Raw genomic sequence first — 13,080 nt, forward strand, 5'->3', positions numbered from 1 at the left:
TTCCCGGCACAATGGGGGCATGGCCCGACGCACTGCCCGCCCTGCCCGTACCGCCGGACCGGCGAAGCCCGCCGCCTCCTGTCCCTGCGGTCTTCCCGAGCCGTACGACGGCTGCTGTGGCCGCTACCACTCGGGCGGTGCCGCCGCGCCGACCGCCGAGGCGCTGATGCGGTCGCGGTACAGCGCCTTCGTGACGGGGGACGTGGCGTATCTGCTGCGGACGTGGCATCCGGACACCCGGCCGGCCCGGCTCGACCTCGATCCGGGGATGCGGTGGACCGGCCTCGAGGTGCTCGACACCGGTGAGGGGTCGGCGTTCCACACCACGGGGACCGTGACCTTCCGCGCCTCCTACCGGGGCGGCTCGCTGCACGAGCGGAGCCGGTTCGAGCGGGTCGGCGGGGCGTGGGTGTACGTCGACGGGGAGTTCCCCGACGAGTAGGGCGCCCTACGGCGCCAGGATGTCCAGTTCCTGGAGCGCGCCCACCGTGATCTCGCGGGTCAGCTCCCGCGCGCGGGCAGCGTCGCCCGCGCGCACCGCCTCCGCGACCTGGACGTGCAGGGTGACGGCGGCCGGGTCGGGGTCCTCGAACATGACCTCGTGGTGGGTGCGGCCGGCGAGGACCTCGGCGACCACGTCGCCCAGCCGGGCGAACATCTCGTTGCCCGAGGCCGCGAGGATCACCCGGTGGAAGGCGATGTCGTGGACGAGGTACTCCTGCAGCTTGTGGCCGCGTGAGTTGGCCACCATGCCGAGCGCGCACTCGGTGAGCTCGGCGCACTGCTCGGCCGTCGCGTGCTGGGCGGCCAGGCCCGCCGCGGCCGGCTCGACCGCCGAGCGCAGCACTGTCAGCGAGCGCAGCTGGTGCGGGCGGTCGGTGCCCGCCAGCCGCCAGCGGATGACCTGCGGGTCGTAGACGTTCCACTCGGCCTTGGGACGGACCGTGACGCCCACCCGGCGGCGGGACTCGACCAGGTGCATGGATTCGAGGACCCGGACCGCCTCGCGCATGACGGAGCGCGACACCTCGAAGTGCTGGGCCAGTTCGTCCGTGCGCAGGACACTGCCCGGCGGGTACTCGCCCGCGGTGATCGCAGGGCCGAGGGTATCCAGTACATGGCCGTGCAGCCCTCGGCCCGGTGTGCTCATGCACTCAGCGTACAGAGTGGATCACTCAAGCAAAAAGTCAGACTTATTCGTCACACACACTTGAATTAGTCGTACGTAATGGGTTTCAGTGAGGCCGACGTCGGATGACGACGTCAGATGTCGAGGAAGTCAGCGAGGCAGTGATGCGTACCCCCCACGTCGTCGCGGTGATGGGTGTCTCGGGCACGGGCAAGACCACGATCGGTCCGCTGCTCGCCGCCCGGCTGGGCGTCCCGTACGCCGAGGGCGACGACTTCCACCCGCAGGCCAACATCGACAAGATGTCGGCCGGGATCCCGCTCGACGACGCGGACAGGTGGCCGTGGCTCGACGCCATCGGCGCCTGGGCGCACGGGCGGCGCGGGCTGGGTGGTGTGGTCAGCTGCTCCGCGCTGAAGCGGGCGTACCGCGACCGGCTCAGGGCCGAGGCTCCCGGGATCGTGTTCGTGCACCTCACGGGCGACCGGACGCTGATCGAGGGACGGATGACCCACCGGCGCGGTCACTTCATGCCGGCCGCGCTGCTGGACTCCCAGTTCGCCACGCTGCAGCCGCTCCAGCCGGACGAGGCCGGAGTCGCCGTGGACGTCTCAGGCGGCCCCGAGGAGATCACCGAACGGGCGGTCAAGGCACTGGACACGCTTCCCGACGCACCGCAGTAATCCCTCCCCAAGTCCCCATACCTCCAAGGGAACCCCGTGACCAGACTCAGCGTCGAGATGCTGGCAGCGGACGCCGTCGAGCCGATCACGTCGGCCGGTCATGCCCAGCTGGGCATCGCCGTGCTGGCGGGCATCGCCGTCATCGTCCTGCTCATCACCAAGTTCAAACTGCACGCCTTCCTGGCGCTGACCATCGGCTCGCTCGCGCTGGGCGCGTTCGCCGGGGCGCCGCTCGACAAGGCGATCACCAGCTTCACCACCGGGCTCGGCACCACGGTCGCCGGCGTCGGTGTCCTCATCGCGCTGGGCGCGATCCTCGGCAAGCTGCTCGCCGACTCCGGCGGCGCCGACGAGATCGTCGACACGATCCTCGCGAAGGCGAGCCGCCGCACGATGCCGTGGGCGATGGTGCTGATCGCCTCCCTGATCGGCCTGCCGCTGTTCTTCGAGGTCGGCATCGTGCTGCTGATCCCGGTGGTCCTGATGGTCGCCAAGCGCGGCAACTACCCCGTGATGCGCATCGGCATCCCGGCACTGGCCGGTCTGTCCGTGATGCACGGCCTGGTGCCCCCGCACCCCGGCCCGCTGGTCGCGATCGACGCGGTCCACGCCAACCTGGGCGTCACCCTCGCGCTCGGCGTCCTCGTCGCGATACCCACGGTGATCGTCGCCGGGCCGCTGTTCTCGAAGGTCGCGGCCCGCTGGGTGGACGTCCCGGTTCCCGACCGCATGCTCCCCCAGCGGCCCTCCGAGGAGCTGGAGAGCCGCCCCCGCTTCGGTGTCACCCTGGCCACCATCCTGCTGCCGGTCGTCCTGATGCTGTCCAAGGCGCTGGTGGACATCGTGGTCGACGACCCCACCCACACGGTGCAGCGCGTCTTCGACGTCATCGGCTCACCGCTGATCGCCCTGCTCACCGCCGTCATCGTCGCCATGTTCACGCTGGGCCGGCCGGCCGGGTTCAGCAAGGAGCGGATCTCGCGGACGGTCGAGAAGGGTCTCGTCCCCATCGCGGGCATCCTGCTGATCGTCGGCGCGGGCGGCGGCTTCAAGCAGACGCTGATCGACTGCGGTGTCGGCCAGATGATCCTGGACATCTCCAAGGACTGGTCGATCCCGGCCCTGCTGCTGGCCTGGCTGATCGCGGTGGCGATCCGGCTGGCGACGGGCTCGGCGACGGTGGCGACCGTCTCGGCCGCGGGTCTCGTGGCCCCGCTGGCCGCCGACATGTCGACCACCCACACCGCCCTGCTGGTGCTGGCCATCGGCGCCGGCTCGCTCTTCTTCAGCCATGTCAATGACGCCGGATTCTGGCTGGTGAAGGAGTACTTCGGGCTGAGCGTCGGGCAGACCGTCAAGACCTGGTCCGTCATGGAGACGATCATCTCGGTGGTCGCCGGCGGTCTGGTCCTGCTGTTGTCCCTGGTGATCTAGGGGTCTCAGAGGAAGCTGAGAGGTCGCCGTGCCAGGCTGGCGCCCCCCATCACCCTCAGGAGCGCCTCGATGAGTCTGATCAACGGCCTGCCCGCCCATGTCCTGCTGGTCCATGTGGTCGTCGTGCTGATACCGCTCACGGCAGTGGCCCTGGTGGTGGCGGCGCTGTGGCCCCGCGCCGCCCGGCGGCTCGGTCCGCTGCTGCCGCTGCTGGCCCTGGTCGCCCTGGCCAGTGTGCCGTTGACCACGCAGGCGGGCGAGTGGCTGGAGCGGCACGTGGACGACGACGCCCTGGTGCGGCGGCACACCGAGCTGGGTGACGGGTTGCTGCCGTGGGCCCTGGGCCTCTTCGTCCTCGCCGTGCTCGTGTGGTGGGCGGCGAAGCGGGCTTCCGCAGAGTCCGAGCAGGGCGGCGGCACGCGTCGGCTCGCCCTGCTCGGGCGGATCGCCGTGGGCGTGCTGTCGCTGGCCGTCGCGGCGGGCGCGGTGGTGGACGTCTACCGGATCGGCGACTCCGGGGCCAAGGCCGCCTGGCACGACGCCTACTCGAAGACGGCGACGGGCGCACAGAGTCGCTGATCCGGCGCGGGCTCCGCGCCGGATCAGCGGCCCGCCGAGTCCAGCGCGGACTGGAGCGACTGCCGGTAGCCGGTGCTGGTGTACGTAGCGCCCGACACCACGTCGATGTCCGCGCTCTGCGCGGACAGTGCCTCGCGCCGCAGTGCGGGCAGCGCGTAGCCGTTGATCTCCTGATCGCGCGGGTTGTCCCGCGGGTAGTCGACGGCCGTCACGTCCGTGAGCCTGCCGTCCGCGATCGTCACCCGCACCCGCACCGGTCCCCAGCGGGTCTGCACCGTGTCGCCGGTGACGGACCTGCGGCCGGTGGAGCCCGTCGACCGGCTCGCACCGCCGGACGGAGTCGAACCACCAGACACGGAAGGGGACTTGCCGGACACGGACGGGGACGTGGTCTGCGCGGTCGCGAGCGTGGGACCGGTGTGCGGCTTCAGGGACAGCAGCAGCACCATCCCGCAGACCGTGGCCGCACCGGCCAGTACGGTCCGGCGGAGCGCGTGGTTCTTCCTCAACGGGTGCATGCGTGCGTCCTCACAGCTCGAACGATTCGTGGTGGATACGGCGGTCCGGCACTCCGGCCGCCCGCAGCGCCTCGTACAGGTCCCGCGCGAAGCCGGGCGGGCCGCAGAGGTAGACGTCGTGCTCGCGCAGCGCCGGAAAGGCCGTGCGCAGCGACCGCGCGGTGAGGTCCGGCCGCTCGCCGCGCGGCCCGTTGAGCGCGTACAGCACCCGGGCCCCGCGCCGGCGCGCGATCTCCTCAAGTTCGCCGGCCAGAGCCAGATCCTCGGCGCCGCGCGCCCGGTACAGCAGCGTGACCTCGCCGGGCAGGGTCTCGAACAGGGCGCGCAGCGGGGTGATGCCGACCCCGGCGGCGATCAGCAGGCAGCGGTGGCCGGTGGCCCGGTCGGCGGTCAGGGAGCCGTAGGGGCCCTCCGCCCACACCCGGGTGCCGGGCCTGAGCAGCGCGACGGCCGCGCTGTGGTCGCCGAGCGCCTTGACCGTGATGCGCAGCAGGTCCGGGCGCGGCGGGGCCGACAGGGAGTACGGCGTCGACGTCCGGCCCAGGCCCGCGCCGAGGAACCGCCAGCGGAAGAACTGCCCGGGCCGCGCGCCCAGTTCGTCCAGGTGCCGGCCGCGTACGACGACCGAGTACACGCCCGGCGCCTCCCGGTGCACCGACTCCACGCGCAGCCGGTGGCGGCGGTTGAGCCGGACCGGGGTGAGCACGCGGAACCACAGGACCAGGGCCGTGACGCCCAGGTACAGCGCGTACCAGAGGGCGGTGGCGACCGGTTTGCCGTTGAACTCGTTGCCCAGCGTGAGCTGGTGGAAGAAGGTGAGGAAGACGGCCGCGTACGTCAGCAGGTGGACGTAGTACCAGAACTCGTGGCTGGTACGGCGCCGTACGGCTCGCGCCGAGGTGATGCCGACCGCGAGGAGGATCACGGTTCCCGCCGTGGCCTTGAGCATGTCCGGGTAGTCCAGGACGACGGTCACCGTCTCGTGCCACAGCGAGGCACGGTCCTGGGCCGCGTACCCGGCGAGGATCAGCGCCACGTGCGCGACGAGCAGGCAGAGCGTGTACCGGCCGGCCATCGCGTGCCAGCGAGCCACCCGGTCGGAGCCGACCCGGGTCTCCAGCGCCGGTACCCGGGCCATCAGACCGACCAGCACGGCGCAGGCGTAGCCGCACAGCAGTCCGGAGATCCGGCCGGCGCCGGTCAGCCCGCCGGCGGTGCCCACCACGGACGCGGTGTCCGCCCACCAGAGGGCGATCACGGCCGCCGCTCCCGCCCACAGCGCGGCCGGCACGGCCCCCGCGAGGAAGCGTCCTACGGGCAGGGGCGGGGCCGCCCGCCGGGTGTCCACGGTGGCCATCGATCGCCGCCCCTTCGTTCGTCGTACCCGGCCACTGTGGGGGGCGAAGCTCTCAGCGACCTCTGAGTCAGCCATGCACGACGGGAGAAGTCGGCGGGAGAAGTTCAGGTCAGAGCAAATTCAGAGCGACGGCGGTGGGAACCACCCCTCGGCAGGGGTGATGCTGGTACACGCGATGAACACCACGCGTTCCGGCCCCCCGCCCCTGACCCGCCCCGACGGCACCCCGCCGCGGGTCCTCGTCGTCGACGACGACCCCGACCTCGCGGAGGTGCTCACCGGTGCCCTGCGCTACCAGGGCTGGGAGGTGCGCGCCGCCTCCGACGGCGTGACGGCGCTCGCCGCCGCGCGCGACCTGCTGCCCGACGCCGTCGTCCTGGACGTGATGCTCCCGGACACCGACGGCTTCGCCGTGCTGCGCCGGCTGCACGAGGTGAAGCCGGACGTCTGTGTACTCTTCCTCACTGCACGGGACGCGGTCGAGGACCGCATCGCCGGGATCACCGCGGGCGGCGACGACTACGTCACCAAGCCCTTCAGCCTGGAGGAGGTCGTCGCCAGGCTGCGCGGCCTGCTGCGCCGGGCGGGCATGGCCCGCACGCGGGAGGAGGGACCGCGGCTGGTCGTCGGCGACCTGGTGATGGACGAGGACGCGCGCGAGGTGACCCGGGCCGGCGAGCCGGTCGAGCTGTCGCCGACCGAGTTCGAGCTGCTCCGCCTCCTGATGAGCAACCCGCGCCGGGTGCTCAGCAAGACACAGATCCTGGACCGGGTGTGGTCGTACGACTTCGGCGGCCGGGCGCACGTGGTCGAGCTGTACATCTCGTATCTGCGCAAGAAGGTCGACGCGGGCCGCCGGCCCATGATCCACACGGTGCGCGGGGCGGGCTATGTGCTGAAGCCGGTGACCCGGTGATCCGGCCGCCCCGCCAAAGCGACCTGCGTCGGCTGCCCCGGCCCCGCACGCTGCGCGCCCGGCTCACCTTCGGCCTGGTGGTGCTGCTCGCGGTGAGCTGCGCGGCGGTGGGCCTGGCCGCGGTGGTCGAACTGAACGGCTCCCTGACCGGGCGGCTGGACGAGCAGCTCGCCCAGACCGGTACCCGGTTCCCGGAGAGCCTGGAACACCACGGCAGGCCGCCGGACGACCATGACGGGGACGAGTACGGCGACACCCGCCGGACGGCCGCCGGCACCTTCGGCGCCCGCCTGCTGAACGGCACGGTCACCAGCAAGGGACTCGTCCGCGGCGGCGACCCCTCGGCGGATCTGAACGTCGACCTGACCACGGCCGACACCGGACGCCTGGCCCGGATGCCGGCCGACGGCCGCGCCCGCACCGTCCGCCTCTCCGCGCTGGGCGACTACCGGGTCACGGCCACCGCCGGGAGGGACGGCGATGTGCTGGTCGTCGGCCTGCCGCTGGAACCGGTGCAGGCCACGGTGCGCCGGCTGGAACTGGTCGCCGCGATCGTCTTCGGCCTGGCCCTGGTGGTGACCGGGGTGGCCGGGGCGCTGTGGGTGCGCTGGTCGCTGCGGCCGCTCAGCCGGGTCGCCGCCACCGCCGCCCGGGTCAGCGAGCTGCCGCTGGCCGACGGAGAGGTGGTCCTGCCGCCCCGCGCGCCCCAGTCCGACCCGCACGGCGAGGTCGGCCGGGTCGCCACCGCCTTCAACCGCATGCTGGGCCATGTCGAGGACGCGCTGACCAAGCGCCACGCCTCCGAGGAACGACTGCGCCGGTTCGCCGCCGACGCCAGCCACGAGCTGCGCACCCCGGTCGCCTCGGTCCGCGGTCACGCCGAACTGGCGCTCCTCCACCCGGGCCCGGTACCGCCCGAGATCACCCGCGCCCTGCACCGCATCGCGGCGGAGTCGGCCCGCATGGGCGAGATGGTCGACGACCTGCTGCTGCTCGCCCGCCTCGACGCCGGCCGCCCCCTGGAGCGCGGCCCGGTCGACCTCACCCGCCTGGTCCTGGACGCGGTCACCGACGCCCGGGCCGCCGGTCCCGACCACAGCTGGAGGCTCGACCTGCCCGAGGACCCGGTGACGGTCCCGGGCGACGCCCACCGGCTCCAGCAGGTGCTGGCCAACCTGATGGCCAACGCGCGTGTGCACACGCCGGTGGGCACCAAGGTGACGGTGACCTTGGAGACCGACGCCGACTCGGCGCTCCTCTCGGTCCACGACGACGGCCCCGGCGTCCCCGAGGACGTCCGGTCGGCTGTCTTCGAGCGCTTCACCAGGGCCGAACGCCGCCGCCACCCGAACGCCTCCGGCGGCGGAGCGGGCCTGGGCCTGTCGATCGTGGCGGCGGTGACGGGGGCGCACGCGGGGAGCGTCGGCCTGGAGAGCGGACCGGGCTCCACGACGTTCACGGTCCGCCTGCCGAGGTAATAAAGACGGCCTACGAGGTCGCTAGGGCCGCCAGAGCGGATGCTCCCGTTTCGCCCACTCCCGGCTCACCGTGCCGGTGCGCAGGCCGCGGCGGGCCTCCGGGTCGCCCAGGGCCATGCCGATGTGGCCGGCCAGGACGATGCCGACGGTGAGGGCGAGCCAGTCGTGCACAAAGGTCGCCGAGGTGCGCCAGACCAGGGGTGTGAGGTGGGTGAACCACATCATCAGGCCCGTGCCGAGCATGACCACCGTGGCTCCGGCGATCCACGCGGCGTACACCTTCTGCCCGGCGTTGAACTTGCCGGCCGGACGGGACGAGGGCCGTTTGTCGCGGACCAGGGCCGCACGCAGCCAGACCCGGTCGTGCGGGCCGAAGCGGTTGAGGAAGCCCAGGTCGGTGCGGAAGGCGCGGGAGGCGAGGCCCAGGAGGACGGGTACGGGCAGGGCGAGGCCCGCGTACTCGTGGACGCGGACGACCAGGGCCCGGCGGCCGACCAGCACGGCGAGCTGCGGGACGTAGAGGAAGGCCGCGGTCAGCACGCACACGCCCATCAGTGCGGCCGTCGTGCGGTGCACCCACCGCTGGGCGGGGTGGAAACGGCGCAGGCGGGAGTCCGGCGGGGCCGGGGTGTCAGCTCGTAGGCGCATCGGTCCGTCCGTTCGAGCGGCCGACCCACGCGTCGACGTCGTAGCCGAGTTTCTCCCAGTAGCCGGGCAGGACGTGGTCGGTGACGGTGATGCCGGAGAGCCACTTTGCGGACTTGTAGAAGTACATGGGAGCGACATAGAGGCGGACCGGCCCGCCGTGGTCGTGGCCGATGTCCTTGTCCTGCATGCGCAGGGCGACCAGCACGTCGGCGCGGCGGGCCTGGTCGAGGGTGAGGCTCTCGGAGTACGTGCCGTCGAAGCAGGTGAACCGGACGGCCTTGCCGGTACCGCGTACGCCGGCCGCGTCCAGCAGGTGCGAGAGCCGTACGCCCTCGAAGGGGGTGCCGGGCACCCGCCAGCCGGTGACGCACTGGACGTCCTTGACCAGCCGGGTCTGCGGCAGGGCGCGCAGGTCGGCGAGGGTGAAGCTGCGCGGCCGGTCCACGAGTCCGTCGACGGTGAGCCGGTAGTCGGCGGCGCTCTTGTGCGGCACGGACGCGGCGACCGAGTAGTAGCGGAAGCCGCCGCCGTTCGGGAGCAGGCCCGTCAGGCCCGTGGGGTCCTTGCCGGACACGCTGCCGAGGAAGGATTCGAGGCCGCGTTGCAGGGTGGGGGCGGCGGCCACGCCGAGGGCGCCGAGGCCAATGGTGCCGAGGAGGACACGGCGGCCTATCGGGCGTCCCTCCGCGGGCGCCGGACGCTCCTTCGGCGTCCGCCGCTCCTCGGATGGTTCGGGGTTCACGTACTCATTCGAACACCGTCGAGGACCCGGGGCCAGGGAATGCGGCCGGCGGTCAGAGTTCCGTAATGACTTCTTACCCCTGTCTCAGAAAGCCCGGTCCCGGGCGTCGTGGAAGGCGGCGCGCGGGTCGCGGTCCGGGTAACCCCACGGCTGCGGGGTGACGTACCGGCCGATGCGGCGGAACAGGGCGGCGGCCTCAGCGCGCCGGTTCGCGCAGGACGTGGCGTGCGCCAGGAAATTCAGGTCGACGTGGCGGCGCGGGTGATCGTCGTGCTCCCACTCCAGCCACCACTGGAACGCGGACCTCAGCACGCTGCGGGCGCGGCGCCCCGACCAGTGCCCGGCGGCGGGGTCGGCGGGCGCCAGGCCCATGGCGGCCAGCACGCGGTGCCGCTCGGTGTGCGCGACCACGGGCAGCACGGCGAGCGGGGAGTCGGCGGGGGCCCGGTCCGCGGCCCGGTCGGCGAAGTCGTACACCGCGTGCCGCGCCCGAGGGTCGTGGCCGGGGTCGAGCTCGGCGAGGCGGGCGACCATCAGGTGGTGGGCGTGGTGGTGGTCGGGGTGCCGGTCGCGGAGCTCGGCGAAGATCCGGTGCAGCTCGTCCTCGGTGCCCAGGGTCCGCTCCAGCAGGAGCAGGCCGAGCCACGGGGTCGGGTCGGCGGGCGCGAGGCAGGCCGCCACGGCGCAGGCCTCGCGGGCCCGGGCGGGTTCCTCCTTGCCGCGCAGGGCACGCGTGACCAGGGCCAGGGCGAGCAGCGCGGCGGCGTCGGCGGAGCAGGGCTCGGCGAGCAGCCAGTCATGGGCCCAGGCGGCGGCGTAGGGCTCGTCGGCGAGGGCCGTGATCCGGTGTCCGCGGCGGTCCCAGTCGTCGCCGGTGCGCAGCAGCAGGGCGCGGGCGGCCTGCCGACGGCCCTGGGTCAACGCGGCACGCGCGATGATCAGTTCGGCGTCGTCGAGGGCCGCGTCGAAGGCCTGGGCCGTACGCTCGCGGCCGGCGTCGAGCAGAGGCGGGAGTGGGGGCACCGCGGGACTTCCTGGTTGTCGGGCTGCCATCGACCGATCACGCACAGCAAACCCTCAGCCAACACTTTGCGTCAAGCCGAACCCGGCTATTACTAGCTTCAACTACCGTTTCTCAAGAGGAACTTGAGGCGTCCGCGACCGCCCGCGCAGGCCGTCGGGAGCGCGTTGCGATTCACTCTTGTGGCGTACGCCATGGCGTCGGCCGCTTTGTCCACGGACCATGGCTGTACGGTCCCGCCGCCGCTTCGGATCGCCTGATCGACCGCCCGGCGCCGTGACCGAGTCAACCGCCCGTTTTCCGGGTACTCCCAGGGGCACGGCCGCCCCGGGAGCGCTACAGTCGGCGCACTACGCACTCCGTGGCCCGGCCGAATGATCGAGGTACGCAGCGTGTCGGTTCTGGTTCTGATTCTCGCGGTGAGCGCGGCCTGCTGTCTGGGCTTCGGATTCGTGCTCCAGCAGAACGCCGCCCAGAAGGCACCGCTCAGCGACTTCCTCTCCCCCCGCCTCCTGCTCGACCTGATGAAGGTGCCGCGCTGGCTGGGCGGCATCGGGCTGATGGTGGCCGGCATGGTCCTCGGCGCGGTCGCGCTGGGCAAGGGTGAGATCTCCCTGGTGGAGCCGCTGCTGGCGACGAACCTCCTGTTCGCCTTCGCCCTCTCCCGGCACCAGACCAAGCACAAGCTGAGCCACCAGGGCGCGACGGGCCTCGCGCTGCTCGCGGGCGGCGTGACGATGTTCATCGTCGCGGGGCAGCCGCACAGCGGCACCGCCGTCGACAGCCCGTTCCGCCACTGGCTGATCATCGGCATCATGGTGGGCACGGCGCTGATCCTGACCACCTACGCCAAGCGCTCCCGGCTGACCTGGGCCCCGGTGCTGCTGGCCCTGGCCGCCGGTCTGCTCTACGGCGTACAGGACGCGCTGACCCGGGTGAGCGGACAGCGCTTCTCCGGGGGCGGCCTCGCCGAGGTCCTCACCAGCTGGCAGCCGTACGGCGTGCTCGTGATCGGTGTCACCGGGCTGATCCTGGTGCAGAGCGCCTTCGAGACCGCGCCGCTGCGCATGTCGCTGCCCGCGCTCACCGCCGCCCAGCCGCTCGCCGGGATCCTGTGCGGCGTCGGCTTCCTCGGCGACCGGCTGCGCACCGACACCGGAGCGCTGGCCTGGGAGGCCGCGGGCCTCGCCGCGGTCGTCACGGGCATCGTCCTGCTCGGCCTGCATCCGGCCATGCCGCGCGGCACGACGGAGCAGGCGCCCACCCGGGACCTCCAGCCGCACTGACCGTGCCGCCGGGCCCTGCTTGGATGGACGCATGAGCGCTGCTGACGAGATCCTCGACATCGTCGACGAGAACGACCAGGTCATCGGGCAGTCCCCGCGCGGCGAGGCCTACGCCCGCGGTCTGCGCCACCGCTGCGTCTTCATCCAGGCCCGCGACGCGGCCGACCGTCTCTTCGTCCACCGCCGCACCCCGACCAAGCTGGTCTTTCCCTCGCTGTACGACATGTTCGTCGGCGGAGTCGTCGGCGCCGGCGAGTCCTACGACGAGGCGGCCCTGCGCGAGGCCGAGGAGGAGCTGGGGGTGACCGGGCTGCCCCGCCCGTCCTTCCTGTTCAAGTTCCTGTACGACAGCGGCGCCGCCGCCGGGAGCTGGTGGTCGGCGGTGTACGAGGTCCGCTGTGACCTGCCGGTGCGCCCGCAGGCGGAGGAGGTCGCCTGGCACGACTTCCTGCCCGACGACGAGGTGGAGCGGCGGCTCGGGGAGTGGGAGTGGGTGCCGGACGGGCTGGCGGCGTACGAGCGGCTGAAAGCCCACCGGGCGGCCGGGCAGCGGGCTCGATAGGGTCCTGCGCGTGATCGAATTCGTTCGCAACGTCCGGCTGTGGTTCGCCCCCGATCTGGTCCGGGAGGAGGGCGACACCCCCGACTACCGGTTCTCGCTGGCCAACGAGCGGACCTTTCTGGCCTGGCTGCGGACCGCGCTCGCGCTGATCGGCGGCGGCTTCGCGGTGGACCAGTTCCTGCCGGACCTGCGCTGGGCCTGGCGGGTCGGGCTGGCGCTCGCCCTGCTCGGGGCGGGCGTGCTGTGCTCGCTGCGCGCGGTCAACCACTGGGTGCGCTGCGAGCGGGCCATGCGCAAGGGCGAGGACCTGCCGGTGTCGCGGTTCCCGGCGCTGCTGAGTCTCGTGGTGGCGGTGGTGGCCGTCGCGATGGTCGTCGTCGTCCTCGTCGGGTGGGAGGGGTGACCGCCCCGCGGGACCCGGGCCTGCAGCCGGAGCGGACCCGGCTCGCGTGGCGGCGTACGACGCTGTCCTACGCGGTCGCCGCCGTGCTCGCCGTACGGAACGTCCTGCACGGCGGGGTGTCGGCCACCTCGGTCGTCGTGGTCGCCCTGTGCTGCTCCCTGTGGCTGGGCTTCCTGTGGGTCGCCCACCACCGCATCCGCGCCCTCGCCACGAGCGCCCGCCCCACGGCCCTCGCACCCCGGCACACCACGGCGGCCGTCCTGTGCGTGGTGGCGACGGCGGTGTGCGCGGCGGCGCTGGTCGTCTAGTCCGAGGCTTCCCGGG

Annotated in this window: 16 protein-coding genes; 10 read left to right on the top strand and 6 right to left on the bottom strand. The window is 72.7% G+C overall.

Going from position 1 to position 13,080, the window contains the following annotated elements; translation table 11 throughout:
* Positions 1-19 precede the first annotated feature (19 nt).
* Positions 20-442 carry a YchJ family protein gene (locus tag IPZ69_RS05885; protein ID WP_235452905.1) on the top strand — a complete coding sequence of 141 codons (423 nt, stop codon included), beginning with the start codon at positions 20-22 and terminating at the stop codon, positions 440-442.
* A 6-nt stretch (positions 443-448) separates the two neighbouring features.
* On the opposite strand, the gene IPZ69_RS05890 is transcribed toward IPZ69_RS05885, so the two are convergent.
* Positions 449-1,150, bottom strand: a complete 702-nt coding sequence (locus tag IPZ69_RS05890) for a FadR/GntR family transcriptional regulator (protein WP_235452906.1) — start codon at positions 1,148-1,150, stop codon at positions 449-451.
* Positions 1,151-1,293: 143 nt separating this feature from the next.
* On the opposite strand from IPZ69_RS05890, the gene IPZ69_RS05895 reads away from it, so the two are divergent.
* The 3 genes from IPZ69_RS05895 (at position 1,294) to IPZ69_RS05905 (ending at position 3,825) form a co-directional block, all read left to right on the top strand.
* Positions 1,294-1,812: a gluconokinase gene (locus tag IPZ69_RS05895; protein WP_235452907.1), complete on the top strand. Its 519-nt coding sequence runs from the start codon at positions 1,294-1,296 to the stop codon at positions 1,810-1,812.
* A gap of 36 nt (positions 1,813-1,848) precedes the next feature.
* A complete protein-coding gene (locus IPZ69_RS05900) occupies positions 1,849-3,246 on the top strand; it encodes a GntP family permease (protein WP_235452908.1) in 1,398 nt (465 codons plus the stop codon).
* Between the two features lie 69 nt (positions 3,247-3,315).
* The gene (locus IPZ69_RS05905) at positions 3,316-3,825 is read left to right on the top strand and encodes a DUF2231 domain-containing protein (protein ID WP_235452910.1); all 510 of its coding nucleotides are present in this window, start codon (positions 3,316-3,318) and stop codon (positions 3,823-3,825) included.
* Positions 3,826-3,848: 23 nt separating this feature from the next.
* Here the strand turns inward: IPZ69_RS05905 and IPZ69_RS05910 are convergent, their stop codons facing one another.
* Together IPZ69_RS05910 and IPZ69_RS05915 are read right to left on the bottom strand one after the other, a co-directional pair.
* Positions 3,849-4,343: an FMN-binding protein gene (locus tag IPZ69_RS05910; RefSeq protein ID WP_235452912.1), complete on the bottom strand. Its 495-nt coding sequence runs from the start codon at positions 4,341-4,343 to the stop codon at positions 3,849-3,851.
* A gap of 10 nt (positions 4,344-4,353) precedes the next feature.
* Positions 4,354-5,700, bottom strand: coding sequence for a ferredoxin reductase family protein (locus IPZ69_RS05915; protein ID WP_235452913.1), 1,347 nt, complete (start codon positions 5,698-5,700; stop codon positions 4,354-4,356).
* A 175-nt stretch (positions 5,701-5,875) separates the two neighbouring features.
* Here IPZ69_RS05915 and IPZ69_RS05920 point away from each other — a divergent pair, with 175 nt between their 5' ends.
* Positions 5,876-6,616: a response regulator transcription factor gene (locus IPZ69_RS05920; protein WP_308407429.1), complete on the top strand. Its 741-nt coding sequence runs from the start codon at positions 5,876-5,878 to the stop codon at positions 6,614-6,616.
* On the top strand, positions 6,613-8,094 hold the full coding sequence (locus IPZ69_RS05925; protein ID WP_235452914.1) for a sensor histidine kinase: 1,482 nt from the start codon (positions 6,613-6,615) through the stop codon (positions 8,092-8,094). The genes IPZ69_RS05920 and IPZ69_RS05925 overlap by 4 nt, the downstream gene beginning before the upstream one ends.
* A 21-nt stretch (positions 8,095-8,115) precedes the next feature.
* Here IPZ69_RS05925 and IPZ69_RS05930 read toward each other — a convergent pair whose 3' ends face one another.
* The 3 genes from IPZ69_RS05930 to IPZ69_RS05940 all read right to left on the bottom strand — a co-directional run bounded on the left by IPZ69_RS05930 (position 8,116) and on the right by IPZ69_RS05940 (position 10,507).
* A complete protein-coding gene (locus IPZ69_RS05930; protein WP_235452915.1) occupies positions 8,116-8,742 on the bottom strand; it encodes a cytochrome b/b6 domain-containing protein in 627 nt (208 codons plus the stop codon).
* Positions 8,726-9,484, bottom strand: coding sequence for a molybdopterin-dependent oxidoreductase (locus tag IPZ69_RS05935; protein WP_235452916.1), 759 nt, complete (start codon positions 9,482-9,484; stop codon positions 8,726-8,728). Before IPZ69_RS05935 ends, IPZ69_RS05930 begins: the two co-directional genes overlap by 17 nt.
* A gap of 84 nt (positions 9,485-9,568) precedes the next feature.
* Entirely contained in the window at positions 9,569-10,507 is a 939-nt protein-coding gene (locus IPZ69_RS05940; protein ID WP_235452917.1) for a hypothetical protein, read from the bottom strand.
* 390 nt (positions 10,508-10,897) lie between these two features.
* Here IPZ69_RS05940 and IPZ69_RS05945 point away from each other — a divergent pair, with 390 nt between their 5' ends.
* The 4 genes from IPZ69_RS05945 to IPZ69_RS05960 are packed head-to-tail and all read left to right on the top strand — an operon-like array spanning position 10,898 to position 13,064.
* Complete coding sequence (locus IPZ69_RS05945; RefSeq protein WP_235452918.1) at positions 10,898-11,791, top strand: DMT family transporter; 894 nt, start codon at positions 10,898-10,900, stop codon at positions 11,789-11,791.
* A gap of 31 nt (positions 11,792-11,822) precedes the next feature.
* Positions 11,823-12,353: an NUDIX domain-containing protein gene (locus IPZ69_RS05950; RefSeq protein WP_235452919.1), complete on the top strand. Its 531-nt coding sequence runs from the start codon at positions 11,823-11,825 to the stop codon at positions 12,351-12,353.
* A gap of 10 nt (positions 12,354-12,363) precedes the next feature.
* Entirely contained in the window at positions 12,364-12,756 is a 393-nt protein-coding gene (locus IPZ69_RS05955; protein WP_235452920.1) for a YidH family protein, read from the top strand.
* A complete protein-coding gene (locus IPZ69_RS05960) occupies positions 12,753-13,064 on the top strand; it encodes a DUF202 domain-containing protein (protein ID WP_235452921.1) in 312 nt (103 codons plus the stop codon). The genes IPZ69_RS05955 and IPZ69_RS05960 overlap by 4 nt, the downstream gene beginning before the upstream one ends.
* The last annotated feature ends 16 nt before the right edge of the window (positions 13,065-13,080 follow it).

Source organism: Streptomyces olivochromogenes, from assembly GCF_021538895.1.
Classification (GTDB): domain Bacteria; phylum Actinomycetota; class Actinomycetes; order Streptomycetales; family Streptomycetaceae; genus Streptomyces; species Streptomyces olivochromogenes_A.

What these genes read in the sequence shown, in the direction of transcription:
- IPZ69_RS05950 (WP_235452919.1), top strand. Translation starts at nt 11,823, where the DNA reads ATGAGCGCTGCTGACGAGATCCTCGACATCGTCGACGAGAACGACCAG.
- IPZ69_RS05885 (WP_235452905.1), top strand. Translation starts at nt 20, where the DNA reads ATGGCCCGACGCACTGCCCGCCCTGCCCGTACCGCCGGACCGGCGAAG.
- IPZ69_RS05910 (WP_235452912.1), bottom strand. Translation starts at nt 4,343, where the DNA reads ATGCACCCGTTGAGGAAGAACCACGCGCTCCGCCGGACCGTACTGGCC.
- IPZ69_RS05895 (WP_235452907.1), top strand. Translation starts at nt 1,294, where the DNA reads ATGCGTACCCCCCACGTCGTCGCGGTGATGGGTGTCTCGGGCACGGGC.
- IPZ69_RS05920 (WP_308407429.1), top strand. Translation starts at nt 5,876, where the DNA reads ATGAACACCACGCGTTCCGGCCCCCCGCCCCTGACCCGCCCCGACGGC.
- IPZ69_RS05930 (WP_235452915.1), bottom strand. Translation starts at nt 8,742, where the DNA reads ATGCGCCTACGAGCTGACACCCCGGCCCCGCCGGACTCCCGCCTGCGC.
- IPZ69_RS05905 (WP_235452910.1), top strand. Translation starts at nt 3,316, where the DNA reads ATGAGTCTGATCAACGGCCTGCCCGCCCATGTCCTGCTGGTCCATGTG.
- IPZ69_RS05915 (WP_235452913.1), bottom strand. Translation starts at nt 5,700, where the DNA reads ATGGCCACCGTGGACACCCGGCGGGCGGCCCCGCCCCTGCCCGTAGGA.
- IPZ69_RS05890 (WP_235452906.1), bottom strand. Translation starts at nt 1,150, where the DNA reads ATGAGCACACCGGGCCGAGGGCTGCACGGCCATGTACTGGATACCCTC.